The organism is Streptomyces nigrescens, from assembly GCF_027626975.1.
Lineage (GTDB): Bacteria > Actinomycetota > Actinomycetes > Streptomycetales > Streptomycetaceae > Streptomyces > Streptomyces nigrescens.
In genome coordinates this window covers 4,406,243-4,429,962 of sequence record NZ_CP114203.1, presented here as the reverse complement: position 1 = coordinate 4,429,962, position 23,720 = coordinate 4,406,243, and the positions used below count along the sequence as shown (strand labels likewise).

The window sequence follows — 23,720 nt, the reverse complement described above, 5'->3', positions numbered from 1 at the left end:
TCGCGGTCCGTGCCAGGGCTGTTGAGGGGAAGCCGCGCAGGTCAGACCGTGGCCGGCGCCGGTTCGCCGCGCACCGCGCAGAACCGCCCGGCGGCCTCGTCGAGCACATATGCCTGGGCCTCACCGACGTGGAAATACATGCCGTGCAGGGCGAGCGTGCCCTCGGCCACGCGGCGGGCCACACACGGGTGTGCCCGGAGGTGGTCGAGCTGCTGCATGACGTTGACGAGCGCCAGCCGCTCCTGGTCGTCGCCCACCGGCCGCCCGCTGAGAGCGACTTCGCCCCGGCCCAGCCGTCCGATGCGCTGCATCCGGGCCAGGCTCGGCCGGCCGTGCCGCAGCCAGCGGGCAAGCGGCGTCGGCTCGGCGTCTTCCGGTGCGGCGGCGCCCAGCAGCGCCGCCATGGCGCCGCACCCCGAATGCCCGCACACCGTGATCGAGCCGACCCGCAGTACTTCCACCGCGTACTCGATCGCTGCCCCTACGGAGTCGCAGGAGGCGTCCGAGCCGGGCGGCGGCATCAGATTGCCGACATTGCGCACGGTGAACAGATCGCCCGGCCCACTGGACGTGATCATGCTGGTGACCAGCCGGGAGTCGGCGCAGGTCAGAAACAGCTGGGTGGGCCGCTGGCCCTCGCGCGCCAGCCGGGACAGCTCCTCGCGCACCAGCGGAGCCGTATGGCGCTGGAACGCGGAGACCCCGCCCAGCAGTTGGCTGCCGCTGCTCTCCGGGACCGCCGCCCGGTCCTGGGCGGGCCGGGTGCAGTGATGGTTGCGCCAGGGCGTCCACGGCCGGCAGGAGTGCGCACCGGCCTCCGCGGCGATCGGCCGGCCCGAGCGGCCGCCGAGGGTCACCCGGCCGCCGTGCGCCCGGTGGGCGGCCGACCAGGACTGCAGCGCCTCGTAGGCGGCATGATCCATGAACGAGCCGCACAGCTCGACGACGACATCGGTGTGCGCCGGCAGCTGTGCCAGAGCCCGGGTCAGCCGCGGCACCGCCAGAAACGTCAACTGCCCGCTGACCCGCACCCGGTGGCCGTCGGCCTCCTCCGTGACCGTGATACGGGTGTGCGTCAGCCGGCGCAGCGCCAGGAAGACCGCGACCGCGATGCCCGTCACCACACCCTGGAGCACCCCGAAGAGGACGACGCCGCCCAAGGTGGCGGCATACACCGGGAATTCGCGGTGCCGCTGCACATGCCGGATGTGCGCGAAGCTCACCATCCGTACGCCGACGATCATCACCAGCGCGGCGAGCGCGGCCAGCGGGATCATCTCCAGCGCCGTGGCCAGCAGACCCGCGCACAGCAGCACCCATACGCCGTGCAGCACGGTGGCGCGTCGGGTGACCGCACCCGCCCGCACATTGGCCGAGCCGCGCATCGCGCCCCCGGAGACCGGCAGCCCGCCGAGCAGCCCGGAGACGGTATTGGCCACCCCCTGGCCGGTCAGCTCGCGGTTGAGCCGCGCACGCCCCGTGGGAGCGTCCGGCCGCTCGGCCGCCAGCCGGTCCACGGCCAGCGCCGACAGCAGCGACTCCATGCTCGCGACCAGGGTGACGGTCAGCACCGCGGCGGCAAGAGCCGGAAGGGACCCGTCCGGAAGTACCGGCAGTTCGGGCGTCCGCCAGGACGGCAGCTCCACCCGCGCCACCTCCGTCCCCGCGCTGACGGCCGTCGCGGCGAGCACGGCGGCCAGCGGGGCGGGCAGCACCCGCGCCCACCGCCCGACGCGGCCCGGCAGCCGTCCCCAGCCGAGGAGCACGGCGACGGTGACGGCGCCGATCAGCAGCGCGACGGTGTGCGGGTGCGCCAACTGGCCGGGCAGCGCGGCGGCGTTGTCGAGCGCCGAGCTGTCCGGGCTGCCGCCGAGCACCACATGGAGCTGGCCGACGGCGATGGTGGCCCCGATGCCGGCCAGCATGCCGTGCACGATCGCCGGACTGATGGCCAGCGCCGCACGGGCCACGCGCAGTGCGCCCAGGGCGAGTTGGGCGAGTCCGGCCAGCACCGTGATGGCGCAGGTGGCGCGCCAGCCGTAGCGCTGCACCAGATCGGCGGTGACCACCAGGAGGCCGGTTGCCGCGCCGGTCACCTGGAGCGGGGCGCCGCCGAGCAGACCGGCGACGATCCCGCCGACGACCGCGGAGACCAGACCGGCCTGGAGCGGGGCGCCGGTGGCCAGGGCGAGGCCCAGGGACAGCGGGACGGCGAGCAGGAAGACGACGGCCGAGGCGGAGAGGTCACGGCGGACGGCCCGGCCCCTCTTCGGACGGGTGCCGTGCCCCGAGGGCATACGGGGGCCGGGAGCGATTTCGGTGGGGTGCGGTGTGCGCGGCGGCTGCGGCGGCGACTTCTCGGTCTGCGACATTCCCGTCTCCTCCGGGGCGACGCGGTCGCGCGGGGCGCGATCGTGGGGCGGCGGTGTACTGCGGCGGGACGTGAGCCGACCGGCGGTCGTCGCTGTTGGGTGACGGTCCGGTGACTCTCAAGCTTCGGTAAATGAACCGTAATGAGAGGTAAAGGTAAGGAGAAGCTTTTGCAGGCATTCGCCGCAATCCTTCCCCCTATCCGGTGAACAGGGTGACTTTCGTCTTGTGGTTTTCCGCTCTTTTCTTCGTGCGGGAAGGTGTGTGCGCGGTGATTTCGATGCACCCCTCGGAAGGCGCTCACCGGTGCCGTGAATGAGGGGCCGGCCGCTCAGCCGCGACGCAAAACGGGCTGCGGCCCGGCTTACTCGCGGGCGCTGCCGGCGGGGCGGACACCGAAAAGCGAATGGGCGGGCGCCGAAGGGCGGCTGGGCGGCGTACCTCCCCCATGCCCTCCGGGCCCGCCCGCGCCGTCCGGCAGGTCAGGCGGGCTGTGGTGTGGCCGCACCCTCGGAGAGCACGAAGGAAGGATCGACCTGAGCGGCGAGGTCGACCCCGGTCTTCGCATTGCCCCAGCTCTCCGCGTTCTTCAGGTGGAAGTGGACCATCTGCCGGGTGTAGCGCTCCCAGTCGCGGCGCCCGTAGGCGGCGTCGGCCGTGTGATGCAGCGTTTCCAGGGCGTGCCGGTTGGCCTCCTCCAGGTGGGCGAAGCGGGCCGGGCGGCCCTTCTCCATGGCACGCACCCAGTCGGAGTGGCCGACGGTCACCAGCAGATCGTCGCCGGCCGCGTCACGAAGGAACGCCAGGTCCTCCGGGCCCTGCACCTTGTTGCCCACGACCTTCAAGGGGACGCCGAAGTCCCGTGCGTACTCCTTGTACTGGCGGTAGACGGCGACGCCCTTACGGGTCGGCTCGGCCACCAGGAAGGTCATGTCGAAGCGGGTGAACATCCCGGAGGCGAAGGAGTCGGAACCGGCCGTCATATCGACGACGACATACTCCTCACGGCCGTCCACGAGGTGGTTCAGGCACAGCTCCACGGCACCGACCTTGGAGTGGTAACAGGCCACACCGAGATCGGCCTCGGTGAACGGCCCGGTCGCCATCAGCCGCACGGCGGCTCCGTCGAGGTCCACCGTCCGGACGCAGGCGTCGTAGACGGGGTTGTCCTCGCCTACCCGCAGCAGTCGCGAGCCCTCGCCAGGAGGGGTGGTCTTGATCATTGATTCGGAGGACGGGATCCGGGGATTGCTGCCGCGCAAGTAGTCCTTGATCAGCGGCAGATGGGCACCCATCGCGGGAAGCGCGGCGGCCTCCGCCTCGTCGAGGCCGAGGGCGGCGCCCAGATGCTGGTTGATGTCGGCATCCACGGCGATCACGGGGACGCGGGAAGCGGCGAGATGCCGGATGAACAGGGAGGACAGGGTGGTTTTGCCACTGCCGCCCTTGCCTACGAAAGCGATCTTCATGTTCACCAAGGGTAATCTTGATCTCGCTCCAGGTGACAGAGCTGGGTGAGGAAGACCACTCCTTCGAGGGGTCCGGCCTGGTGGTGCGTAGGGTCGTACCCATGGCTGGAATCTCCCGGGGGACGCCCCCCGAACCCCCGCAAGCGAGCGCCGACCCGCTCGTGACCCTGGCCTCGCTCCCGGGAGTCGCCGACTCCGTGGACTCCGTGCGCAAGGGCGTCGACCGGGTCTACGGGCACCGGGTCATGCGACGCCGCAGCAATGAGGTGACGTCCGAGGCGGCGCTGCGCGGAGCGCGCGGTTCCGCGGCACTTTCGGGGGCCGACTGGGCGCTCGAAGAGGTCCGGCGCCGCACCGACTTCGGCGTCGAGGGCGAACCGCGTACGGTCGGCGCGGCCCTGCGGCTGACCGCCGAGGCCGGGCAGCTGCTCAGTGTGTGGCGGCAGTCGCCGCTGCGGGTGCTGGCACGGCTCCACCTGGTGGCCGCGTCAGGCGCGGGCCGAAGTGCCGATGAGCCCGGCCGTGCGGCAGACGACACGGTGGGGCGGCCCCGGCTGGGTGCCGAGCCGGTCGACGAACCGCTCATCGAGCTGCCGCTGCCGGGTGCCGACGAGGTCGCCGGGCGGCTGGACGGGCTGGCGCGGCTGCTCCTCGCGGGCAGCGAGGCGCCGGCGCTGGTGACCGCGGCGGTGGTGCACGGCGAGCTGCTCGCCCTGCGGCCGTTCGCCACCTGTAACGGGCTGGTCGCGCGGGCCGCGGAGCGGATCGTGCTGGTCGGCAGCGGACTGGACCCGAAGTCGATCTGTCCCGCCGAGGTCGGGCACGCCGAACTGGGGCGCGCGGCGTATGTCGCGGCCCTGGAGGGCTATGTCTCGGGCACCCCGGAGGGCGTCGCGGCGTGGATCGCGCACTGCGGACGCGCGGTGGAGCTCGGTGTACGGGAGAGCACCGCCGTCTGTGAGGCGCTGCAGCGTGGCGCGGCATAAGGGGCGACCGGGCGAAACCCTTTGGGTGGCGCTCGAAGAATTCCGGAAGGATTGCTTCATTCGGCCCTGAACAAGAGATGCGGCGGTACCAATCTGTGGTACCGCCGCTGGCATGTCCGCCGGGTTACCATGCGTGCTCGAATATTTGCCCATCAGGTCGGAATCTTCGTCCGGTTACCTGGTGCGGCTGGCCCGCAATCGACGGGTCGACGTCGCGTGGGTGCCCGGCATTCATGCATCGGTCCGTGGGCCACTTCCTGCGTTAAAGGTGTTCCTCTCGGATGTCCTTGGTCTCGCGGGCCGTTAAGTCCTTTGTACTACTCGGGCGGGGGAAGCGGAACCCCGTGCCCCAGATCTTTACGTTTGACTTCAAACGCGGGCATTGCGGGCGGTGCGGTCGCTCCGGCCAATAAGGAGGCGAGGCTTTGTGGTTTTCCTCCGGCTCGCGTACCAGACGAGCGTCGCGGTGGCCATGGCCGCGCCCGCCGCGGCCATGACGGCGAGCACCGGCCGCGAGGGCATCGACAGTGCCGGCAGCCGCTGCTTGAGCGGGACCGGCCGATTGAAGGAGAGAACCGGCCAACCCCGCGCGACCGCCTCGCGGCGCAGCGCCCGGTCCGGGTTGACGGCGAAGGGGTGGCCGACCGCCGCGAGCATCGGGACATCGGTGGCCGAATCGCTGTAGGCGTAGCAGCGGTCGAGGTCGTAGCCCTCGGACACGGCAAGCTCCTGGACGGCCTCCGCCTTGGTCGGGCCGTAGGCGTAGTACTCCACCTCTCCGGTGAAGCGGCCGTCCTCGCCGACGACCATGCGGGTGGCCACCACCCGGTCCGCGCCCAGGAGTTCACCGATCGGTTCGACGACCTCGGCACCCGAGGTGGAGACGATCACGACGTCCCGTCCCGCGGCATGGTGCTCCTCGATGAGTGAGGCCGCCTCGTCATAAATGATGGGGTCGATCAGATCGTGCAGCGTCTCGGCAACGATCTCCCGCACCTGGGCCACGTCCCAGCCGCGGCACAGTGAGGAGAGATATTCCCGCATCCGCTCCATCTGATCGTGGTCGGCGCCGCCCGCCAGGAACACGAACTGGGCGTACGCAGTGCGCAGTACGGCCCGCCGATTGATCAGGCCGCCTTGGTAGAACGACTTGCTGAAGGTCAGCGTGCTCGACTTAGCAATGACGGTCTTGTCCAAGTCGAAGAACGCGGCAGTACGGGGAGTCGAGTGAGGCACGGAGTGGTTTTCCACGGGGGTGAGCATAGGCGCCCACCATTCGGCGTAAGGTGTGGCGCGTGGGTTTGCCTGAGAAGGCTCTCGGGTACACCATGGAAGTCACGGATCGTTCGCGACCGTGCTAACCCGGTCCGGCTCCTCCCCCCCCGAGTCGGCCGTGGGGACGACCCCCGCTCTCCCCCCCGGCGGGGGTCGTCGCATGTCCGGATGCATTTTCCGGCACCGGACGCTGATCCACACTTCTCCTTGCCCGCGCGGCGCCCGCTGTCCCGACGCTCCCGTGCCATTACTCACCGTAGTTGAAGCGCTGCTCTGAGGAAGGCCCCCTTGGGCCCCAGAAGTAGCCGCCCGTCGCTGGAATAGGTGACAGGGATATTCACAGTCGCGGAGTTGTCCACAATTTCGGGTCAAGATCCACAAGATTTTCCCGATCGCTGCAACGTAAAAGTCCGCGAGTTCGCGGAGTGCGAGTTGCGTAGCGATAGGGGGACGGAACGTGGCCGGAATCACGCCATCGGAACGGCTGGTCCACACCGGCGAGGAGCGGTGCGGGCCGCTGATCATCACCGAGGACGAAAAGCTTCTCGACGATCTTTTGCGGCTGTGCGCGGCGGCCGGGGCGCTGCCCGAAGTGGCGCACGGCCTGCCCGCCCGTAAAGGGGACTGGGAAGCGCCGCCCCTGGTGATCATCGGCGCCGACTGTGCGCCCCGGTTGCGCGGCGCCGGACGCCGGGCGGGCGTCATCCTCACGGGGCGGGACGCGGACGATCCGGCCGTCCTGCGGCTGGCCGTCGCCCTGGGGGCCGAGCGGGTGCTGGCTCTCCCCGACGGCGAACGCTGGCTGGCGGACCGGATCGCCGATGCGGTCGAGGGCGTCGGACCGCCGGCCCTGACGGTCGGCGTGATCGGCGGCTGCGGCGGCGCCGGAGCGAGCACCCTGGCCGGCGCGCTGGCCGTCACCGCGGCCCGCACGGGACGGCGCACGCTGCTCGTCGACGGAGACCCGCTGGGCGGCGGGCTGGACGTCCTGCTGGGCGGCGAGAAGGAAAAGGGGCTGCGCTGGCCCGCCTTCGCCGAATCACGGGGCCGGGTGGCCTGCGGCGCACTGGCCGAGTCACTGCCGCGGCTGCACTCGCTCCGGGTCCTCAGCTGGGACCGGGGCTCCGATGTCAGCATCCCGCCCGCGGCCATGCGCGCGGTCATGGCCGCGGCACGCCGGCGTGGCGGGGTCGTGGTGGTGGACCTGCCGCGCAGGGTCGACGCCGCGGTGGCGGAGGCCCTCGCCCAGGTGGACATGGGCCTGCTGCTCGTCCCTACGGAGCTGCGCGCGGTCGCGGCGGCGCAACGGGTGGCCGCCGGGGTACGGAAGGTGCTCGGCGATCTGCGTGTGGTGGCGCGCGGGGCTCCCGGCCGCCATGGGCACGGCCTGCCGCCGGACGAGATCGCCCGCCTCATGGAGCTGCCCCTGGCCGGTGAAGTGCCGTGGGAGGCCGACCTGTTGGCCGATCTGTCGCGAGGGGCGCCACCGGGGGCGCAGGCGCGCGGACCGCTGGCGAGATTCTGTACGGCGTTCTGGGAGCGGCTGACGGAGAGCGGGGGCGACGGCGGCGGACCGCCGGCTGCCGCGGCGCCGGAGCCGGGCGGTGGTCCCGGGTGGGGCTCGGGCCCCGGAGCCGGTGCAACGGGTCCTGCGGCCCTCCCGGTGACGTCCCGTGCGGCCGGCCGGGGCGGGGGCCGGGCATGAGCCAGGGACAGGACTTGCTGGAGGTGGTGCGCCGGCGGCTCGCCGAGGCCGGCGCGGAGCCGACACCCGCCCGGGTGGCCGTGGCACTGCGCGAGCAGGGGCGGCTGCTGGGGGACGCCGAAGTGCTGGGCGTGGTGGCCGCGTTGCGGTCCGAGATGGTGGGCAGCGGGCCGCTGGAGCCGCTGCTGGCCGCACCCGACGTCACGGATGTCCTGGTCACCGCGCCGGACGAGGTGTGGGTGGACCGCGGTGGCGGGCTGGAGCGTACGGACGTCCGCTTCCGGGACGCGTCGGAGGTGCGCAGGCTCGCCCAGCGGCTGGCGGCGGTGGCCGGCCGGCGGCTGGACGATGCCCGGCCTTGGGTGGACGCCCGCCTTCCGGACGGGACCCGGCTGCATGCCGTGCTGCCCCCGGTGGCCGTCGCCGGGACCTGTCTGTCCCTACGGGTGCTGCGGCCGCGGGCCTTCGGCCTCGCGGAGCTGGTGGCGGCCGGCACGGTTCCGCCGGGTGGCGACCGGCTGCTCCGGGCGCTGCTGGCGGCCCGGCTGTCGTTCCTGATCAGTGGCGGTACGGGCTCCGGCAAGACGACTCTGCTCAGCACCCTGCTCGGCCTGGTCGGCCCGGCCGAGCGGATCGTCCTTGCCGAGGACTCCGCGGAGCTGCGGCCGGACCATCCCCATGTGGTGCGGCTGGAGACCCGGCCCGCCAACCAGGAGGGCGTCGGCCGGGTGACGCTGCGGGACCTCGTACGCCAGGCGCTGCGGATGCGCCCGGACCGGCTGGTGGTCGGCGAGGTGCGCGGTGCGGAGGTCACGGATTTGCTGGCGGCCCTGAATACGGGCCATGAAGGCGGCTGTGGCACGGTCCATGCCAACGCCGCATGCGATGTCCCCGCGCGGCTGGAAGCCCTGGGTTCGACCGCGGGCCTGGACCGCGCCGCGCTGCACAGCCAGCTGGCGGCCGCGCTCTCGGTCGTCCTGCATCTCGTACGCGACCGGGCCGGGCGGCGCCGGATCGCCGAAGTCCATGTCCTGGAGCGGGACCGCGACGGCTTCGTGGTCACCGTGCCGGCTGCCGTCTGGGGCCCGGACGGCTTCCAAGAGGAGCGCGGCTGGGGGCGGTTGCGGCAGCTGTGTGAGCGGGGCGGGGGTGCCTCCCGGTGAGTGTGGCCGCGATGGCGCTGGTGATCGCGCTGCTCTGCGCGGGCGCCGCCCTCCGGTCGGGCGGTGGCCGGCCGGAGGACGTACGGCGGCGGGCCCGGGCGCTGTTCGGGGGCCGCGGAGAAGCGGTCCCGCCAGGGGGATGGCGGGCCTGCCTGCGGGGCGAGGAGGTGCGGAAGTGGTGCGCGGGGCGGCTGGTCGAGGGCGAAGCGGGGCGGCGTTGGAGCGTCGGCCGCCGGTGGGACGTCGGGCGGGAGGTCTGGTGTCTGCCGGCGGGGCTGGTGCTGGGGGTGCTGGGCGGATCCGTGGTCCCGGTGATCGCTTCCATGGGTGCCGTCTACCTCGTCCGCCGGTGGCTGGTCACCCGTGGCGCGGGGCGGGTGCGCGACCGGCGGGCTGCCGCGGTGATCGGGCTGTGCGCGGCGGTGGCGGGGGAGCTGCGGGCCGGGCGGCAGCCCGCCCAGGCCCTGCTCGCCGTGGGGGCGCCGGGCCTCGGAGCGGAGGGCTCGGCGGTGCTGGCGGCCGCGCGGTACGGAGGAGATGTGCCCCGGGCGCTCCGGGTGGCGGCGCGGCAGCCGGGGGCCGCGGGACTGACCGGCATGGCCGCGTGCTGGCAGGTGGCCGTGGAGGGCGGCGCGGGGCTGGCTTCAGGGCTGGAGCGGATCGCGGCCGGGCTCAGGACACAGCGCGATCAACGCGACGAACTGCGCGCCCAGTTGGCAGGCCCCCGGGCCACCGCGCTGATGCTCGCACTGCTGCCCGCGGCCGGGCTCCTGATGGGCAGCGCCCTGGGTGCCGACCCACTGCGGGTGCTGCTGCACACCCCGGCCGGGTGGGGCTGCCTGGTGGTCGGCGGGCTTCTGGAGTGGGGCGGGGTGGCCTGGACGGCCCGGATCGTCGCGGCCGCGGAAGGCGCGTAGGGAGGGGATCGGTATGGGCACGGAAGTTGTCCACAGGGTGGGGATGGCGATCGTCGCCATGACGGCGGTGCTGTGTGCCGTGGCGCTGGTGCGGGAGGCACACCGCGGAAGCGCCGCCCGGAAGCGGATCTCGGCAGTGTGGGGCGCCGGACAGGTCCGGCGCGGGAAGGACGGGGCCGGGACCGGGACCGGATCGTTCGCCCGTGCCCGGTGGCGCCGGCGCACAACGCCGGAGAAGGACGGCGCGCCGCGGAACGGACGACCGTGGGAATGGGCCGGGCCCCTGGGGGCGGCCGGCCTCGTGGTCATCCTCGTCGGTGGCATGGCGGGCGTCCTCGCGGGACTCGCCGTGGGCTACGCCGCGCATCGTTATCTGGCCCGCCAACGGGGCGCGGAGGCGGTCCGTTCGGCGGCCGCGGAGGTACGGGCGGAGTTGGCCCCGGTCGGCGATCTGCTGGCGGCCTGCCTCGCGGCCGGGGCCGGACCGCGGGAATCGGCCGAGGCGGTGGGCCGGTCGCTCGACGGGCCGGTCGCCGAGCGGCTGCGCCAGGTGGCGGCGGAACTGCGCCTGGGCGGTGAACCAGCCGTCGTATGGCCACGGTTGGCCGCTCTCCCCGGCGCCGAAGGACTGGCGCGCTCCATGGAGCGCGCCGGGATATCCGGGGTACCGGCCGTCGAGTCGGTGTCCCGGATCGCCGCCGAACTCCGGGCGGAGCAGGCCCGGGCGGCGACCGCGCAGGCCCGACGGGCCGGGGTGCTGGTCACCCTGCCGCTGTCGGCGTGCTTTCTGCCGGCGTTCCTGACGCTCGGGGTGGCGCCCGTGCTGATCGGCCTGGCAAGCGGCTTGCTGGGACGTAACTGAGCGGCGGGCGCAGCGCGTTCGCGGGAGTTTCGGAGCTCGCCGCGAGGGCGGCGGACCGGGCCGGGCCGACGGAAGGACCGGACCGATGGAACGGAACGGCTCACCGGCTAGGCGGGCCTGGCAGGCCTGGTGGGCGAGGCCGACCAGGCCGGAGGCCATAGACCAACCGGCAGGTCAGAAGCCATTCACCAAAGCCATTCACCAAGGTCATTCACCAAGGTCATTCAGCAAATCATTCATCAGAAGGCGTGGATCAGTGGTCCTTCTCAGGGCCGTTCAAAGGGGGTTCGCATGTTTCGGGGCGGAAGGTTGCGACGGTGGTGGGCGGGGCTGCGCGCGATCGGGGCCGATGACCGGGGGATGACCACGGCGGAGTACGCCGTCGGGACGCTCGCGGCGTGTGCCTTGGCCGCGGTGCTCTACAAGGTCGTGACGAGCGGACCGGTGCAGGCGCTGCTGCGGTCGACGCTCGAGCGGGCGATCAATGTCCAGTTCTGACCGCGGTGCCCCGGGCCTGCGGGCTCGGGGCACCCCGCGCACGCGCGACGCCGGGTTCGTGACGGCGGAGACGGCCGTGGTCATACCCGTCCTGGTGGCGGTGGTGGCGGCGCTCGTCTGGGGGCTGATGGCGGTCTGCGCCCGTATCGAGTGTGTGGATGCGGCGCGGGCCGGGGCGCGTGCCGCGGCGAGGTCGGAGCCGCGTTCGGCGGTGATCTCGGCGGCCCGGGGCGCGGCTCCACGGGACGCGCGGATCGCGCTGGCACGGGAGGGCGATCTGGTGCGCGTACGGGTCGCGGCCGAGCTGCCCGGTGTGGGGCGGCTGACGGTGCAGGTCACGGGGGAGGCGGTGGCTCTTGCGGAGGAAACGGTGCGGCGATGAGGGCTCGGCGACGGTCTGGACGGTCTTCGCCGCGGCGGCGCTCTGCGCGGTCTTCGTGGCCCTGGTCGGTGTGGGCCAGGCCGTCACGGCGCGGCACCGGGCGGGTGGCGCCGCGGACCTGGCGGCGCTGGCCGCCGCGGATCACGCCCTGCGGGGCCCGGCCGTGGCCTGCGCGGCGGCCCGCCGGGTGGCGACCGCGCAGCACACCCGTCTGGTGCGCTGCGCGGTGACCGGGCAGGTCGCGGATGTCTCGGCCGAGGCGGGCAGCAGCCCGTTCACCTCCCGGGTACGGGCGCGCGCCGGGCCGCCGGGGCGCGGTGACCCGGCGCGGGCCCGAGCCGGGCCGGCCCCGGCCGCCGCGGTCCGCGCCCGGCCCTCGGCGGCACCCCCGCTACGTCCCCTGCGGCGCGCCGCGCAGGAGCTCGCCCAGCAACCGGATGGCTCCCCGCTTGTGGAGCGGGTCGTTGCCGTTGCCGCACTTGGGCGACTGGATGCAGGAAGGGCAGCCGGCCTCGCATTCGCAGGACGCGATGGCGCTGCGGGTGGCGGTGAGCCAGTCGGCGGCCGTGTGGAAGGCACGCTCGGCGAATCCGGCGCCGCCCGGGTGGCCGTCGTAGACGAAGACGGTCGGCAGGAGGGTGTCCGGGTGGAGGGGCACGGAGACGCCGCCGATGTCCCAGCGGTCGCAGGTGGCGAAGAGCGGCAGCATGCCGATGGAGGCGTGTTCCGCGGCGTGCAGGGCGCCGCCCAGCTGCTCGGGATTGACGCGGGCGGCGTCGAGTTGGTCCTCGGTGACCGTCCACCACACCGCGCGGGTGCGCAGCGTACGGGGCGGCAGATCGAGCTTGGTTTCGCCCAGGACCTCGCCGGTGATCAGCTTGCGGCGCAGGAAGGAGACGACCTGATTGGTGACCTCGACGGACCCGAAGCACAGCCGGGCATCGCCCCAGGGGATCTCGGTGTCGGTGTCGAGGATGGAGATCGCGGTGGTGTCGCGGGCGGTCGTGGAGTAGGGCGGGCTGGCCTCCTCGACGAGCGCCACATCGTCGGCGAGGTCGAGTTGCTGCACGACGTAGGTACGGCCCTGGTGGAGGTGGACCGCGCCGTCGTGGACGGCGGTGTGCGCAGCGGCGGCATCCACGGTGCCCAGCAGCCGCCCGGTACCGGCCTCCACGATCTGTACCGGCGAGCCGCCCTGCCCGCGGATGTCGGTGAGGTCGGCGGCGCGCTCGCGGCGCGTCCAGTGCCAGGCCTTGGCGCGCCGGCGCAGCAGGCTCGCGGCCTCCAGCTGCGGCATCAGACCGCCGGCCGCGGGCCCGAAGAGCGGGAAATCCGATGCCGTGAGCGGGAGTTCGGCGGCGGCCGCGCACAGGTGCGGGGCGAGCACGTAGGGGTTGTCGGGGTCGAGGACGGTGGACTCGACGGGCTGGTCGAAGAGCGCCTCGGGGTGGTGCACGAGATAGGTGTCCAGCGGGTCGTCGCGGGCCACGAGCACGGCGAGCGCGCCCTGCCCGGAGCGGCCCGCCCGCCCCGCCTGCTGCCACAGGGACGCCCGGGTCCCCGGATAACCGGCGATGACCACGGCATCCAGCCCGGACACGTCCACGCCGAGTTCGAGCGCGGTGGTGGCGGCCAGGCCGAGCAGCTCACCGCTGTGCAGGGCACGTTCCAGGGCGCGGCGTTCCTCGGGCAGATAGCCGCCCCGGTAGGCGGCGACCCGTCCGGGCAGCGAGCGGTCCACCTCCGCGAGCCGCTCCTGCGCGATCAGGGCGATCAGTTCGGCGCCCCGCCGGGAGCGGACGAAGGCGACGGTGCGTACGCCCTGGACGGCGAGGTCGGTGAGCAGATCCGCGCTCTCCGCGGTGGCGGTCCGGCGGACCGGGGCGCCCTGCTCACCGTGGAGTTCGGTCAGCGGCGGCTCCCACAGCGCGAAGACCAACTCGCCGCGCGGCGAGGTGTCCTCGGTGATTTCCACCACGGGCAGGCCGGTGAGCCGGGTCGCGGCCTGTCCCGGCTCCGCGGCCGTGGCGGAGGCGAGCAGAAAGACCGGCTCGGAGCCGTAGCGGGCGCAGATACGGCGCAGCCGGCGGACGACCTGCGCGACATGGGAGCCGAAGACGCCGCGGTAGCTGTGGCATTCATCGATGACGACATAGCGCAGCGCCCGCAGGAAGGAGGACCAGCGGGGGTGCGACGGCAGGATGCCGCGATGCAGCATGTCGGGGTTGGTCAGGACGTAATTGCCGTACTGGCGGACCCACTCGCGCTCCTCGACGGGGGTGTCGCCGTCGTAAACCGCGGGCCGGACGGCCGGGCCCAGCGGGGCGGCCAGCTCACGTACGGCGCGCCGCTGATCGGCCGCCAGCGCCTTCGTGGGGGCCAGATACAGGGCCGTGGCCCCTCTCCCGTTCGGGGCCTCGGAGCCGTCCAGGAGCGTGGAGAGGACCGGCGCGAGATAGGCCAGGGACTTCCCCGAGGCGGTGCCGGTGGCCACGACGACCGATTCGCCGCGCAGTGCGTGTTCGGACGTCCGTGCCTGGTGGGCCCAGGGACGATCGATTCCGGCCGAGCGGATGGCATCGATCACTTCCGGCCGGATCTGTTCCGGCCAGTCGGCATGGCTGCCGATGCGCGGGGGCAAGTGCTCCGTATGAGTGATGCGCGCAGCGCGGGTCGCGCCCCTGGCGAGACGTTCGAGAATCATGCCTGGGGACGGGCGCGCGCCCGCATCCGGCGGGACTGGATTGGAGGCCATCGGCACCGAGTGTGTCACCGGAGTGACGGACAATGCTTAAAGGGCGTCGTGCACGCCTACTGGTAAGTGATTGAATGCCATCGCGGCTGCCAGATCCGCCCCTACCTTCGGTGGGGAGGCCCCAGGGGGGCGACCGCTCGATAGCAAGGTGCTGGAGGATCCGTGGACCTGTCCCTGTCGACCCGGACCGTTGGCGACCGTACGGTCGTCGAGGTCGGTGGCGAGATTGATGTATACACCGCGCCCAAGCTGCGGGAGCAGCTGGTCGAGCTTGTGAACGACGGAAGCTACCACCTCGTGGTGGACATGGAACGTGTCGACTTCCTGGACTCCACTGGGCTCGGCGTGCTGGTCGGCGGGCTCAAGCGGGTGCGTGCCCATGAGGGCTCGCTGCGCCTGGTCTGCAACCAGGAGCGCATTCTCAAGATCTTCCGTATCACCGGACTGACCAAGGTGTTTCCGATTCACACCTCGGTCGAGGAAGCCGTCTCGGCGACTGACTGACGGTTTTGCCGGTCCCCCGCGCCACCAGGCGCGGGGGGAGGAAGAAGTGGGGGGTACCGGACGGAGGTCCGGCCCCCTGCGTCGCACGCCCGCATAACGAGGGGGATGGCATGGCCACCGTCGAACTTCGCTTCAGCGCCCTTCCCGAGCATGTCCGCACCGCGCGTCTGGTCGCGGCTGCCGTGGCACGGCGCGCGGGGGTGGACGAGGCCGTGCTGGACGAGGTGCGGCTCGCCGTCGGTGAGGCGTGCAGCCGTGCCGTGGGCCTGCACGAGAGCCATGAGATCGCGGCTCCGGTGCGGGTGCTGCTGATCGAGGACGAGAAGAAGTTCTCGATCGAGGTGGGCGACGGGGTGACCGGCGACTCCGGTTCGGCGCGCGGCGCCGACGAGGCCGAGGGCGTCGCGGAGAGCGATGCCGAAGGCGAGGACGAGATGGGCCTCGCCGTGATCAGCGGGCTGGTCGACGATGTCGAGGTGACCGCCGGCAAGGACGGCGGACTGATCCGCATGACCTGGCCCACCACGACGGCTGCGGTCCTGCCGTAGCGCTCCGGTGGCCCGTCAGCGGGACGCCTCCGAGCCGCGCTGTCCGTAGGTGACGCGGCACGAGCCGTCACGTCCCCGGACTCTCCACGCACTGACGCCCCGGACTCTCCACGCACTGACACCCCGGACTCTCCACGCACCTATGCCCCCAGGGCGCTGACGGCGGCTGTGGCGGGCTCGGTCACGGCAGTGGCGCCGGGCCCGGTCGTGAGGTCGCCGGAGAGGCGTCCATACGGCGTTCTACCGGGCTCCGGCCCTGGGATGACTCCGGGGCGCCCCTGATGGCTCTTGATGGCCCTGACCCCGTGCACACCGACGTGTGTCGGCCCGTGCGTCCTGTGCGTCCCGTGCACCCCGTGTGACTGCGCGACCCGACGGTGCCCCGGACCGTCATCACCGGGCACGAACCGGGGAGCCCTACCGGCCGGCCCTGGTCTCCGCTCCCGTCTCATGCGTTGCGATCCGGACTCGATCTGACGGCTCTTCATCGGGTGGCGGGGAGCGGTCCGCGCGCCCCGGGTCACCCGTTCGGCCGTAGTGGGGTGGAACAATTCTCTCCGGTGTCCCGCACGCCTCAATCGGCCCGGGCTCCGGGGCGGCGTCCTTGAGCAGCGGCGATCAGCGGGCGATCCACGGGCGATCAGTACGACAGAGAGATCATCGGGCAGTGGTCAGCGAATTCGCTGCTTTCCTTCGTCCGGGCGAATTCCGTAGCGCGTCGGCCTTTTGATCTTCGCCGCTACCGGCGAATTCCCTTTGACGCGTACTGTTTTGATCAACCGCGGCTCCCTACAATCCGTCCACATCTTGCTCAGGACGCCTGAGCGTGCTTCCGCGCGCCCATGTGCCAAACGTCAAGGAGGACGAATGGCGGGGCCTTACACCCCTCAGTTGCTTGACACCCCCACTTTTCTGGCCGGGCCGTCACTTACGGCGGGCAACCGCGTCATCGTGCTGGTGATCGCCGCGGTCGCCCTGGCGGCGCTGGCAGTCGCGGCGGTGCTGGTCCGCCAAGTGCTCGCGGCCGGTGAGGGAACCGACAGTATGAAGAAGATCGCGGCGGCCGTGCAGGAAGGCGCAAATGCCTACCTGGCACGGCAGTTGCGGACTCTCGGCGTATTCGCCGTCGTGGTGTTCTTCCTGCTCATGCTGCTGCCTGCGGACGATTGGACGCAGCGCGCCGGACGCAGCGCCTTCTTCTTGATCGGCGCCGGATTCTCGGCGGCCACCGGCTATATCGGCATGTGGCTCGCCGTACGCAGCAATGTGCGCGTTGCGGCGGCCGCCCGGGAAGCCACTCCGCAAGAGGGCGATACCCGGGAAAGGGATCTTACGGCCGTCTCTCACAAGGCCATGAAGATCGCATTCCGTACCGGTGGCGTCGTCGGAATGTTCACCGTGGGGCTGGGCCTGCTCGGTGCCTCCTGCGTGGTGCTCGTGTACGCGGTCGACGCGCCCAAGGTGCTGGAGGGCTTCGGCCTCGGCGCCGCGCTGATCGCGATGTTCATGAGGGTCGGCGGCGGCATCTTCACCAAGGCCGCGGACGTCGGCGCCGACCTCGTCGGGAAGGTCGAGCAGGGCATCCCCGAGGACGACCCGCGCAACGCCGCGACCATCGCGGACAACGTGGGCGACAACGTCGGTGACTGCGCGGGTATGGCCGCCGACCTCTTCGAGTCGTACGCGGTGACCCTGGTTGCCGCGCTCATCCTGGGCATGGCGGCCTTCGGCGACGCCGGGCTCGCCTTCCCGCTGCTGGTTCCGGCCATCGGTGTGCTCACCGCGATGATCGGCATCTTCGTGGTCGCGCCCCGGCGCAGCGACCGCAGCGGCATGACGGCCATCAACCGCGGCTTCTTCATCTCCGCGGGCATCTCGCTGGTCCTGGTGGCCGTCGCCGTGTTCGCCTACCTGCCGTCCAGCTACCAGGGCCTGAAGGGCGTCACCGACGTCGAGATCCTGAGCACCAGCGGCGACCCGCGGATGCTGGCGCTGGTGGCGGTCGCCATCGGCATCGTGCTGGCCGCGCTGATCCAGCAGCTGACCGGCTACTTCACCGAGACCAACCGGCGGCCCGTGCGGGACATCGGGAAGACCTCGCTGACCGGCCCGGCCACCGTCGTGCTCTCCGGTATCTCGATCGGCCTGGAGTCGGCCGTCTACTCGGCGGTGCTGATCGGCCTGGCCGTCTACGGAGCGTTCCTGCTGGGCGGCGCCTCCATCATGCTGGCGCTGTTCGCGGTGGCGCTCGCCGGTACCGGTCTGCTGACCACCGTCGGCGTGATCGTGGCGATGGACACCTTCGGTCCGGTCTCCGACAACGCGCAGGGCATCGCCGAGATGTCCGGCGATGTCACCGGTGACGGCGCGCAGGTGCTCACCGACCTGGACGCGGTCGGCAACACGACCAAGGCCATCACCAAGGGCATCGCCATCGCGACGGCCGTACTGGCCGCGGCCGCGCTCTTCGGCTCGTACCGGGACGCGATCGCCACCGCCGTACGGGAGGTCGGCAACGCCGCCTCCGGGATGGGCCTCAGCCTGGACATCTCGCAGCCCAACAACCTCGTCGGGCTGATCCTCGGCGCCTCGGTCGTCTTCCTGTTCTCCGGGCTGGCGATCAACGCGGTGTCGCGGTCGGCGGGAGCGGTGGTCTTCGAGGTGCGCCGGCAGTTCCGGGAGCACCCCGGGATCATGGACTACAGCGAGAAGCCCGAGTACGGGCGGGTCGTGGACATCTGCACCAAGGACGCGCTGCGTGAGCTGGCCACTCCCGGGCTGCTGGCCGTGCTCACCCCGATCGCGGTCGGCTTCTCGCTCGGCGTCGGCGCGCTCGGCTCGTTCCTGGCGGGTGCGATCGGCACCGGCACGCTGATGGCGGTCTTCCTCGCCAACTCCGGTGGCGCGTGGGACAACGCCAAGAAGCTGGTCGAGGACGGGCACCACGGCGGCAAGGGCAGCGAGGCGCATGCCGCGACGGTCATCGGCGACACCGTCGGTGACCCGTTCAAGGATACCGCCGGCCCGGCGATCAACCCGCTGCTGAAGGTCATGAACCTGGTGGCGCTCCTGATCGCACCTGCTGTGGTCAAGTTCTCATACGGCCAGGACAAGAGCACCGGCGTCCGGCTCGTGGTCTCGGTGCTGGCGATCGCCGTCATCGTCGGTGCGGTCTACGTCTCCAAGCGGCGCGGAATCGCCGTGGGTGACGAAGACAACTCCGAAGATCCGGAAACCATCGCCAAGTCAGCCAAGACGGCGGTGGCGTCCTAGCCGCAAAGGACCACCAACAGGGCTCGCGGACCGCTCAACTGGGCGGGTGGACGGCGTATTTTGCAGGCGCCGGCCACCCGCCCTCCGCGTGCCCGGGTGGCCCTGCGGTCCTTGGTGCAAATGGCTGCAATGAGGGCAGGGCGGGATGCCCGACCGGTCGCCCAGGCCGTTTGGACGTGTATGTTCCGGGGCCGAGAGCCATGGAAGGGACCAATCCGGTGAACAAGAAGCTTGTGGCTGCACTGTCCGGCGGTGCCGCACTGGTGCTCGCGCTGACCGGCTGCAGCGACGACAGCAACAAGAAGCTCAATGACTGGGCGAAGAGTTTCTGCGACCCTGCGCAGGCTCAGTTCAAGAAGATCCAGGACGCCAACGGCGCCATGCAGACGGCCGACAACGGCAGCACGGACTCCAAAAAGGTCCAGCAGACCGACTCGGCCGCCTTCCAGAAGATTTCCAGCGCCTACGCCTCGCTGGCCAAGTCCCTGGAGAAGGCCGGTCCCCCGCCGACCGACCAGGGCAAGCAGGCCCAGCAGAACGCCGTCAAGGAGCTCAACTCGCTCTCCAAGGGCTACGCGGACCTCCAGAAGCAGGTCGACAGCCTCGACACCAAGGACAAGCTCAAGTTCGCGGACGGTCTGCGCGACCTCTCCAGCGGCATCAACAAGCTCAACAAGCAGAGCGAGGCAGCCTTCAAGAACCTCGAGGCCGGTGACGTCGGCACGGCGATGGCCGCCCAGAAGGGCTGCCAGAACCCCGCCGCGTCCGGTGCCCCGGCGCCCACGCAGTCCCCGAAGTCGTAGCGGCCAGGGGAGCCGGCCCAGCCGGTGAGCCGCGGCATCCGCGAACCGGCAACGGCTCCGACGGCCCGGCGACGCGCCCGGGAAGGGCGTGGCGCCGGGCCGTCGCCGTTTGTCAGTGGCAGGCCCGACAATGGTGGGCGTGAGTACGCACCTCCCCACCGCAGATGCCCAGGACCCCGAGAGCAACGCCCGCACGGCCCGGCTGCGCGAGGCGCTGCTGGCCGCCGCCTTCACCGCCGACGGGCTGCTGGAGCTGCTCGGCGCGCCCGCCTATGCCGCGCTGGCCCGCAGTGAGACCGTCCCCGCCCTGCGGGCGACGCGCGGCGACAGCCCGCTGGAGACCCTGGTGCGGCTGTTCCTGCTGCAGCGCCCGGTGGAGCTGCGGCAGGCGCAGACCGCGCTGCCGGTCGCGGACTGCCTCACCGACGGCTGGCTGGTGCAGGACGGCGACGAGCTGCGCGCCAGTGTGGACGTGCGCCCGTACGGCGGCCCCGAGGGGCAGGACTGGTGGATCGTCTCCGACCTGGGCTGCGCGGTCGGCGGGGCCGGCGGTATCCGGGGCGTCGGGGAGGCGGACCGGGCACAGCTGGTGCTCGGCGTCGGCGGTGCGTCCACGACCCTGGCCGGGCTCACCGTGCGCCGGCCAGTCGCCAAGGCGCTCGACCTCGGTACGGGCTCCGGCATCCAGGCGCTGCATGCCGCCCAGCACGCCACCCGCGTCACGGCCACCGACCTCAACCCCCGGGCGCTGCGGGTCGCCGCGCTGACGCTGGCGCTCTCCGGGGCGGAGGCGGCGGACCTGCGGGAGGGCTCGCTGTTCGAGCCGGTCGGTGACGAGACGTACGACCTGATCGTGTCCAACCCGCCGTTCGTGATCTCGCCGGGCGCCCGCCTCACCTACCGGGACGGCGGCATGGGCGGCGACGACCTGTGCCGGACGCTCGTCCAGCAGTCCGCCGCGCATCTCAACGACGGCGGCTACTGCCAGCTGCTGGCCAATTGGCAGCATGTGGCGGGCGAGGAGTGGCACGACCGGCTGCGGTCCTGGGTGCCGCGCGGCTGCGACGCCTGGATCGTGCAGCGCGAGGTCCAGGACATCACCCAGTACGCCGAGCTGTGGCTGCGCGACGCGGGCGATCACCGGGCGGGCGAGGAGGCGTACACCGCGCGCTACGACGCCTGGCTCGACGAGTTCGAGGCGCGCAAGACCAAGGCCATCGGCTTTGGATGGATCACGCTGCGCAAGTCCGGTTCGGACACCCCCTCCATCACGGTCGAGGAGTGGCCGCACCCGGTCGAGCAGCCGCTGGGGGAGTCGGTCGTACGGCACTTCGACCGCCAGGACTATCTGCGGGCCACGGACGACGCGGCGCTGCTGGCCGGCCATTTCCGGCTCGCCGACGAGGTGGTCCAGGAGCAGGTCGGGCTGCCCGGGGCGGAGGACCCGGAGCATGTGGTGCTGCGTCAGCACCGCGGTATGCGGCGGGCCACGAAGGTGGACACGGTCGGCGCCGGCTTCGCCGGGGTGTGCGACGGCTCGCTGCCCGCCGGGCGGATTCTGGACGCCATCGCCCAACTCGTCGGCGAGGACCCGGTCCTGCTGCGGGACCGCACCCCGGCTTCGATCCGGATGCTGGTCGAGCAGGGGTTCCTGGAGCCGGTGGCCGCGGACGGCTGAGGCGGACGGGGGAGCGGCGGGCGACATGCGGACGCCGTTCATCCGGCGTTCGCCGGGATGCCGCCCCGGGGTGCCAGGCTGCCCGCATGGAGAGTGGACCCGAGGCATTCGCCGGTGTGGCGTTCGCGCTGTTCGGCGCCGGACTTCTGGTGTGGACGGGCGTGTGCGCGCGGACCGGTTCCCCGGTCGCCGACGGTGTCAGCCGTCCGGTCGCCACCGTGACGGCACTGCTGTCCGGGGTGGTGTTCCTGGCCACGGGCTGCTGGCTGCTGGCGGCGTTGTAGCCGCAGGCGTCGCCCTGTTGTTCCGTCGCCCATCGGTTCGTCACCATCGTTGGCGGGGCGCCGTCCTCAACTGCCGCCGGAAGGCGCTACGTTCACTTCCGGCCAGTTCTGCCATAAATGGCCGGTGTGTGCCGGTACGCGGGAACTATCCGGTGCCGTCAGGGCATGTTCCTCAGTGAAGGTCACCAACAGGCCGGTCGCCCAACGGGCCGGCCCCCGCAGTGAGGAAGCCCTATGAACCGTGCACTTCGCTACGCCGCCGTCGGCGCCATCGCCGTCTCCCTGCTGGCCGGTGGCTCGGCCGCGGCCTTCGCCGCACCGCAGGACCTGCACTCGCCCTCGCCGGTCGTGGCCACCGCACCGGCCGCCGCCACCCTGACGGCCAAGGCGAGTGCGACCACGGTCAAGGCCTGGGAGCAGTTCCGGATCACCGGCGTCGCCAAGGGCATCAAGGCCGGCACCAAGCTCACCGTCCAGCAGAAGCAGGGCGCGAAGTGGGTCTCGCTGCCCGCGCAGACGCCGGTCAACAGCAGCGGTGCGTACGCGGTCCGCGTCAAGCTCGGCATCAAGGGCGTCAACCAGCTCCGCATGGCGACCGGCAGCACCGTCTCGCCGGTGGTCACGGTCACCGTGCGCTGAGGTGCTGACGCACTGACGCGCTGACGCCGGACGGTCCGGACCGCGGCCGGACCGTCGGACGTACTCAGCCGACGAGATTGCGGGCGAGCATCCACACCGCGGCGATGCCGAGCACCACGGCATTGCCGCGGCCCGACAGCCGCGGGCGGTGGACCCGCCCGCGGAGGCCGGCGACCAGCCAGCGCCCGACGGCGTACGCCACGGCCGGCCCGCCCAGGGTGAGCAGCACGGCGTTGTCGTGGAAGGCCGTCACGACCTCGCCGTGCATCAGGTCGTACGCCATCCGGGTCCCGCCGCACAGCGGGCACAACAGCCCGGTGGCCCATTTGAAGGGGCAGGGGATCAGCAGCTGCCCGGGCTGGTGGGGATCGGTGTGCCAGAGATAGACGGCGGCCGCCGCACCGACGCCGAGCATGACCGACGCCCGCCGGAGGGTGCGGGTCCGCACCGATGCCCCGGTGGGTCCCGCGGGCTCGGCGGGACCCCAGGACTCCCCGGTGCTCACACGCTCAGCGACCGGGCGTAGTTGACCTGGTTGAGCACCCACATCACCTGCTCGCGCGACTGCACCGGGATCATCGTGGAGTGGTGCCGGCCGCCGCTGTTCACCGTGACCTGCACGAACCCGGTCGTCACCCGCTCCTTCATCAGGAGGAAGAGCAGACCGAGCAGACAGAAGAGGAAGAAGACGATGGCGAGCACGACCGCGTGCGTCGGCATCTTCTCCTCCGTCCGCGACATATCGGTGGCCGTCCACACCGCGCCCTTGAGCGGCATCGGCCCGGCCGGCGTCATGATCGTGTCGCCGCTCACCGCGATGTCGCCGAGCGACAGCGACATCCCGCCGGGCTGGGCCCCGGGCTGGAAACCGCCGGGCGCCGGCTGTGGCGGCGCGCCCGGCGGGAAAGCGGGCGGGGGCGCCGGCTGCGCGGCGTCCTGCGGATAGCCGTAAGCGGGCTGAGGCGAAGTGCCGGCCTGCGGATAGCCGTATCCCGGCTCCCCGGGGCGGCCGCCCTGCGGATAGCCGTAACCGGGGTCGGCGGGCTGACCGCTCTCCGGTGCGGCATAAGGGTTCTGGCCGGGCCCGCCGGGCGGCTGTTCCGGAGGCGGTCCGGGGTACTGGTTCGCCATGGGTGGTGTTCCCCCCGAGAGTGCGTGATGACGGCAGTACTCGGCTCGAACGGCGAGCCGTGCCGTGTCCATCCTGCCAGCCCGGTCACGTGCTGTATCAAGGCAATGACGGCATCCGGCGCCGCCTTGTGACAGTCGCCGGCCGGCGGACGGTGCGGTGTGCGGCCCCGGGCGAGCGAGGAACCGCCGGGGATCGTCACTGTGTGAGATCACCGAAGGTGCCGCGGCTGCGGCCCGCGGGGAACGGCCGGCGTGGACACCGGGGTGCGGGACGGCCCCGTCATGATCCATAACGTCGCCTCCGGGGCCCGTGGCGGGCGCCTGATGCGGTCCGGGCGGCATGAAGGCATGTAGTCGGGTTACCGTTCGAGTGGCGTTGCGGGGTTTTTCCGTTTGACACGGGGCCGGGAGGTACCGTCACACTCCGCAGCGTCAAGCGTCACCGCAGTGCGTCCCGGCGTCCGGCCGGGGAGCATTC

20 protein-coding genes and 1 pseudogene are annotated in these 23,720 nt (G+C 72.0%); 15 read left to right on the top strand and 6 right to left on the bottom strand.

Annotation, left to right across the window (positions count from 1 at the left end):
• Positions 1-41: 41 nt before the first annotated feature.
• Together STRNI_RS19685 and STRNI_RS19680 are read right to left on the bottom strand one after the other, a co-directional pair.
• Positions 42-2,372 (bottom strand): bifunctional SulP family inorganic anion transporter/carbonic anhydrase, encoded by a 2,331-nt coding sequence (locus STRNI_RS19685; RefSeq protein ID WP_277411702.1) that lies wholly within the window; start codon positions 2,370-2,372, stop codon positions 42-44.
• Between the two features lie 480 nt (positions 2,373-2,852).
• Positions 2,853-3,839, bottom strand: a complete 987-nt coding sequence (locus STRNI_RS19680; RefSeq protein WP_277411701.1) for an ATP-binding protein — start codon at positions 3,837-3,839, stop codon at positions 2,853-2,855.
• Between the two features lie 101 nt (positions 3,840-3,940).
• On the opposite strand from STRNI_RS19680, the gene STRNI_RS19675 reads away from it, so the two are divergent.
• On the top strand, positions 3,941-4,825 hold the full coding sequence (locus STRNI_RS19675; RefSeq protein ID WP_093642313.1) for a Fic family protein: 885 nt from the start codon (positions 3,941-3,943) through the stop codon (positions 4,823-4,825).
• A gap of 369 nt (positions 4,826-5,194) precedes the next feature.
• Here STRNI_RS19675 and STRNI_RS19670 read toward each other — a convergent pair whose 3' ends face one another.
• Positions 5,195-6,088, bottom strand: a complete 894-nt coding sequence (locus STRNI_RS19670; RefSeq protein ID WP_266440722.1) for an HAD family hydrolase — start codon at positions 6,086-6,088, stop codon at positions 5,195-5,197.
• A 469-nt stretch (positions 6,089-6,557) separates the two neighbouring features.
• On the opposite strand from STRNI_RS19670, the gene ssd reads away from it, so the two are divergent.
• From ssd to STRNI_RS41380, 7 genes and pseudogenes are all read left to right on the top strand, one after another.
• Complete coding sequence (gene ssd / locus STRNI_RS19665) at positions 6,558-7,805, top strand: septum site-determining protein Ssd (RefSeq protein WP_159487062.1); 1,248 nt, start codon at positions 6,558-6,560, stop codon at positions 7,803-7,805.
• Entirely contained in the window at positions 7,802-8,968 is a 1,167-nt protein-coding gene (locus STRNI_RS19660) for a TadA family conjugal transfer-associated ATPase (protein WP_159487060.1), read from the top strand. The genes ssd and STRNI_RS19660 overlap by 4 nt, the downstream gene beginning before the upstream one ends.
• An 11-nt stretch (positions 8,969-8,979) precedes the next feature.
• Positions 8,980-9,885, top strand: coding sequence for a type II secretion system F family protein (locus STRNI_RS19655; protein ID WP_277413289.1), 906 nt, complete (start codon positions 8,980-8,982; stop codon positions 9,883-9,885).
• Between the two features lie 13 nt (positions 9,886-9,898).
• The gene (locus tag STRNI_RS19650) at positions 9,899-10,747 is read left to right on the top strand and encodes a type II secretion system F family protein (protein ID WP_277411700.1); all 849 of its coding nucleotides are present in this window, start codon (positions 9,899-9,901) and stop codon (positions 10,745-10,747) included.
• 291 nt (positions 10,748-11,038) lie between these two features.
• Positions 11,039-11,245, top strand: coding sequence for a DUF4244 domain-containing protein (locus tag STRNI_RS19645; protein ID WP_274737383.1), 207 nt, complete (start codon positions 11,039-11,041; stop codon positions 11,243-11,245).
• Complete coding sequence (locus STRNI_RS19640; protein ID WP_148589215.1) at positions 11,232-11,627, top strand: TadE family type IV pilus minor pilin; 396 nt, start codon at positions 11,232-11,234, stop codon at positions 11,625-11,627. Before STRNI_RS19645 ends, STRNI_RS19640 begins: the two co-directional genes overlap by 14 nt.
• 55 nt (positions 11,628-11,682) lie before the next feature.
• Positions 11,683-11,874: pseudogene (locus STRNI_RS41380) on the top strand (Rv3654c family TadE-like protein); the annotation flags it as partial.
• A 144-nt stretch (positions 11,875-12,018) separates the two neighbouring features.
• On the opposite strand, the gene STRNI_RS19630 reads toward STRNI_RS41380, so the two are convergent.
• Positions 12,019-14,382 carry a DEAD/DEAH box helicase gene (locus STRNI_RS19630; RefSeq protein ID WP_229838079.1) on the bottom strand — a complete coding sequence of 788 codons (2,364 nt, stop codon included), beginning with the start codon at positions 14,380-14,382 and terminating at the stop codon, positions 12,019-12,021.
• A gap of 162 nt (positions 14,383-14,544) precedes the next feature.
• On the opposite strand from STRNI_RS19630, the gene bldG reads away from it, so the two are divergent.
• The 7 genes from bldG to STRNI_RS19595 all read left to right on the top strand — a co-directional run bounded on the left by bldG (position 14,545) and on the right by STRNI_RS19595 (position 22,111).
• On the top strand, positions 14,545-14,886 hold the full coding sequence (bldG, locus tag STRNI_RS19625; RefSeq protein WP_018089983.1) for an anti-sigma factor antagonist BldG: 342 nt from the start codon (positions 14,545-14,547) through the stop codon (positions 14,884-14,886).
• 110 nt (positions 14,887-14,996) lie between these two features.
• The gene (locus STRNI_RS19620; protein ID WP_018089984.1) at positions 14,997-15,434 is read left to right on the top strand and encodes an ATP-binding protein; all 438 of its coding nucleotides are present in this window, start codon (positions 14,997-14,999) and stop codon (positions 15,432-15,434) included.
• Positions 15,435-16,301: 867 nt separating this feature from the next.
• Complete coding sequence (locus STRNI_RS19615) at positions 16,302-18,707, top strand: sodium-translocating pyrophosphatase (protein ID WP_109891435.1); 2,406 nt, start codon at positions 16,302-16,304, stop codon at positions 18,705-18,707.
• Positions 18,708-18,925: 218 nt separating this feature from the next.
• On the top strand, positions 18,926-19,510 hold the full coding sequence (locus STRNI_RS19610; protein WP_018089986.1) for a hypothetical protein: 585 nt from the start codon (positions 18,926-18,928) through the stop codon (positions 19,508-19,510).
• Between the two features lie 130 nt (positions 19,511-19,640).
• On the top strand, positions 19,641-21,188 hold the full coding sequence (locus tag STRNI_RS19605) for a DUF7059 domain-containing protein (RefSeq protein ID WP_371874917.1): 1,548 nt from the start codon (positions 19,641-19,643) through the stop codon (positions 21,186-21,188).
• Positions 21,189-21,274: 86 nt separating this feature from the next.
• Complete coding sequence (locus STRNI_RS19600; protein ID WP_093642008.1) at positions 21,275-21,472, top strand: hypothetical protein; 198 nt, start codon at positions 21,275-21,277, stop codon at positions 21,470-21,472.
• 234 nt (positions 21,473-21,706) lie between these two features.
• Complete coding sequence (locus STRNI_RS19595; protein WP_109891443.1) at positions 21,707-22,111, top strand: hypothetical protein; 405 nt, start codon at positions 21,707-21,709, stop codon at positions 22,109-22,111.
• Between the two features lie 64 nt (positions 22,112-22,175).
• Here STRNI_RS19595 and STRNI_RS19590 read toward each other — a convergent pair whose 3' ends face one another.
• Both STRNI_RS19590 and STRNI_RS19585 read right to left on the bottom strand, forming a co-directional pair.
• A complete protein-coding gene (locus STRNI_RS19590) occupies positions 22,176-22,616 on the bottom strand; it encodes a DUF2752 domain-containing protein (protein ID WP_018089990.1) in 441 nt (146 codons plus the stop codon).
• Entirely contained in the window at positions 22,613-23,242 is a 630-nt protein-coding gene (locus STRNI_RS19585) for a hypothetical protein (RefSeq protein ID WP_148589224.1), read from the bottom strand. Before STRNI_RS19585 ends, STRNI_RS19590 begins: the two co-directional genes overlap by 4 nt.
• Positions 23,243-23,720: the final 478 nt, after the last annotated feature.

Coding starts and splice junctions, on each gene's coding strand:
- STRNI_RS19630 (WP_229838079.1), bottom strand. CDS start 14,382: ATGGCCTCCAATCCAGTCCCGCCGGATGCGGGCGCGCGCCCGTCCCCA.
- STRNI_RS19645 (WP_274737383.1), top strand. CDS start 11,039: ATGTTTCGGGGCGGAAGGTTGCGACGGTGGTGGGCGGGGCTGCGCGCG.
- STRNI_RS19640 (WP_148589215.1), top strand. CDS start 11,232: ATGTCCAGTTCTGACCGCGGTGCCCCGGGCCTGCGGGCTCGGGGCACC.
- STRNI_RS19670 (WP_266440722.1), bottom strand. CDS start 6,088: ATGCTCACCCCCGTGGAAAACCACTCCGTGCCTCACTCGACTCCCCGT.
- STRNI_RS19600 (WP_093642008.1), top strand. CDS start 21,275: ATGGAGAGTGGACCCGAGGCATTCGCCGGTGTGGCGTTCGCGCTGTTC.
- STRNI_RS19615 (WP_109891435.1), top strand. CDS start 16,302: ATGGCGGGGCCTTACACCCCTCAGTTGCTTGACACCCCCACTTTTCTG.
- STRNI_RS19660 (WP_159487060.1), top strand. CDS start 7,802: ATGAGCCAGGGACAGGACTTGCTGGAGGTGGTGCGCCGGCGGCTCGCC.
- STRNI_RS19650 (WP_277411700.1), top strand. CDS start 9,899: ATGGGCACGGAAGTTGTCCACAGGGTGGGGATGGCGATCGTCGCCATG.
- STRNI_RS19655 (WP_277413289.1), top strand. CDS start 8,980: ATGGCGCTGGTGATCGCGCTGCTCTGCGCGGGCGCCGCCCTCCGGTCG.
- STRNI_RS19605 (WP_371874917.1), top strand. CDS start 19,641: ATGGTGGGCGTGAGTACGCACCTCCCCACCGCAGATGCCCAGGACCCC.
- STRNI_RS19620 (WP_018089984.1), top strand. CDS start 14,997: ATGGCCACCGTCGAACTTCGCTTCAGCGCCCTTCCCGAGCATGTCCGC.
- STRNI_RS19675 (WP_093642313.1), top strand. CDS start 3,941: ATGGCTGGAATCTCCCGGGGGACGCCCCCCGAACCCCCGCAAGCGAGC.
- STRNI_RS19685 (WP_277411702.1), bottom strand. CDS start 2,372: ATGTCGCAGACCGAGAAGTCGCCGCCGCAGCCGCCGCGCACACCGCAC.
- STRNI_RS19595 (WP_109891443.1), top strand. CDS start 21,707: ATGAACCGTGCACTTCGCTACGCCGCCGTCGGCGCCATCGCCGTCTCC.
- STRNI_RS19585 (WP_148589224.1), bottom strand. CDS start 23,242: ATGGCGAACCAGTACCCCGGACCGCCTCCGGAACAGCCGCCCGGCGGG.
- STRNI_RS19680 (WP_277411701.1), bottom strand. CDS start 3,839: ATGAAGATCGCTTTCGTAGGCAAGGGCGGCAGTGGCAAAACCACCCTG.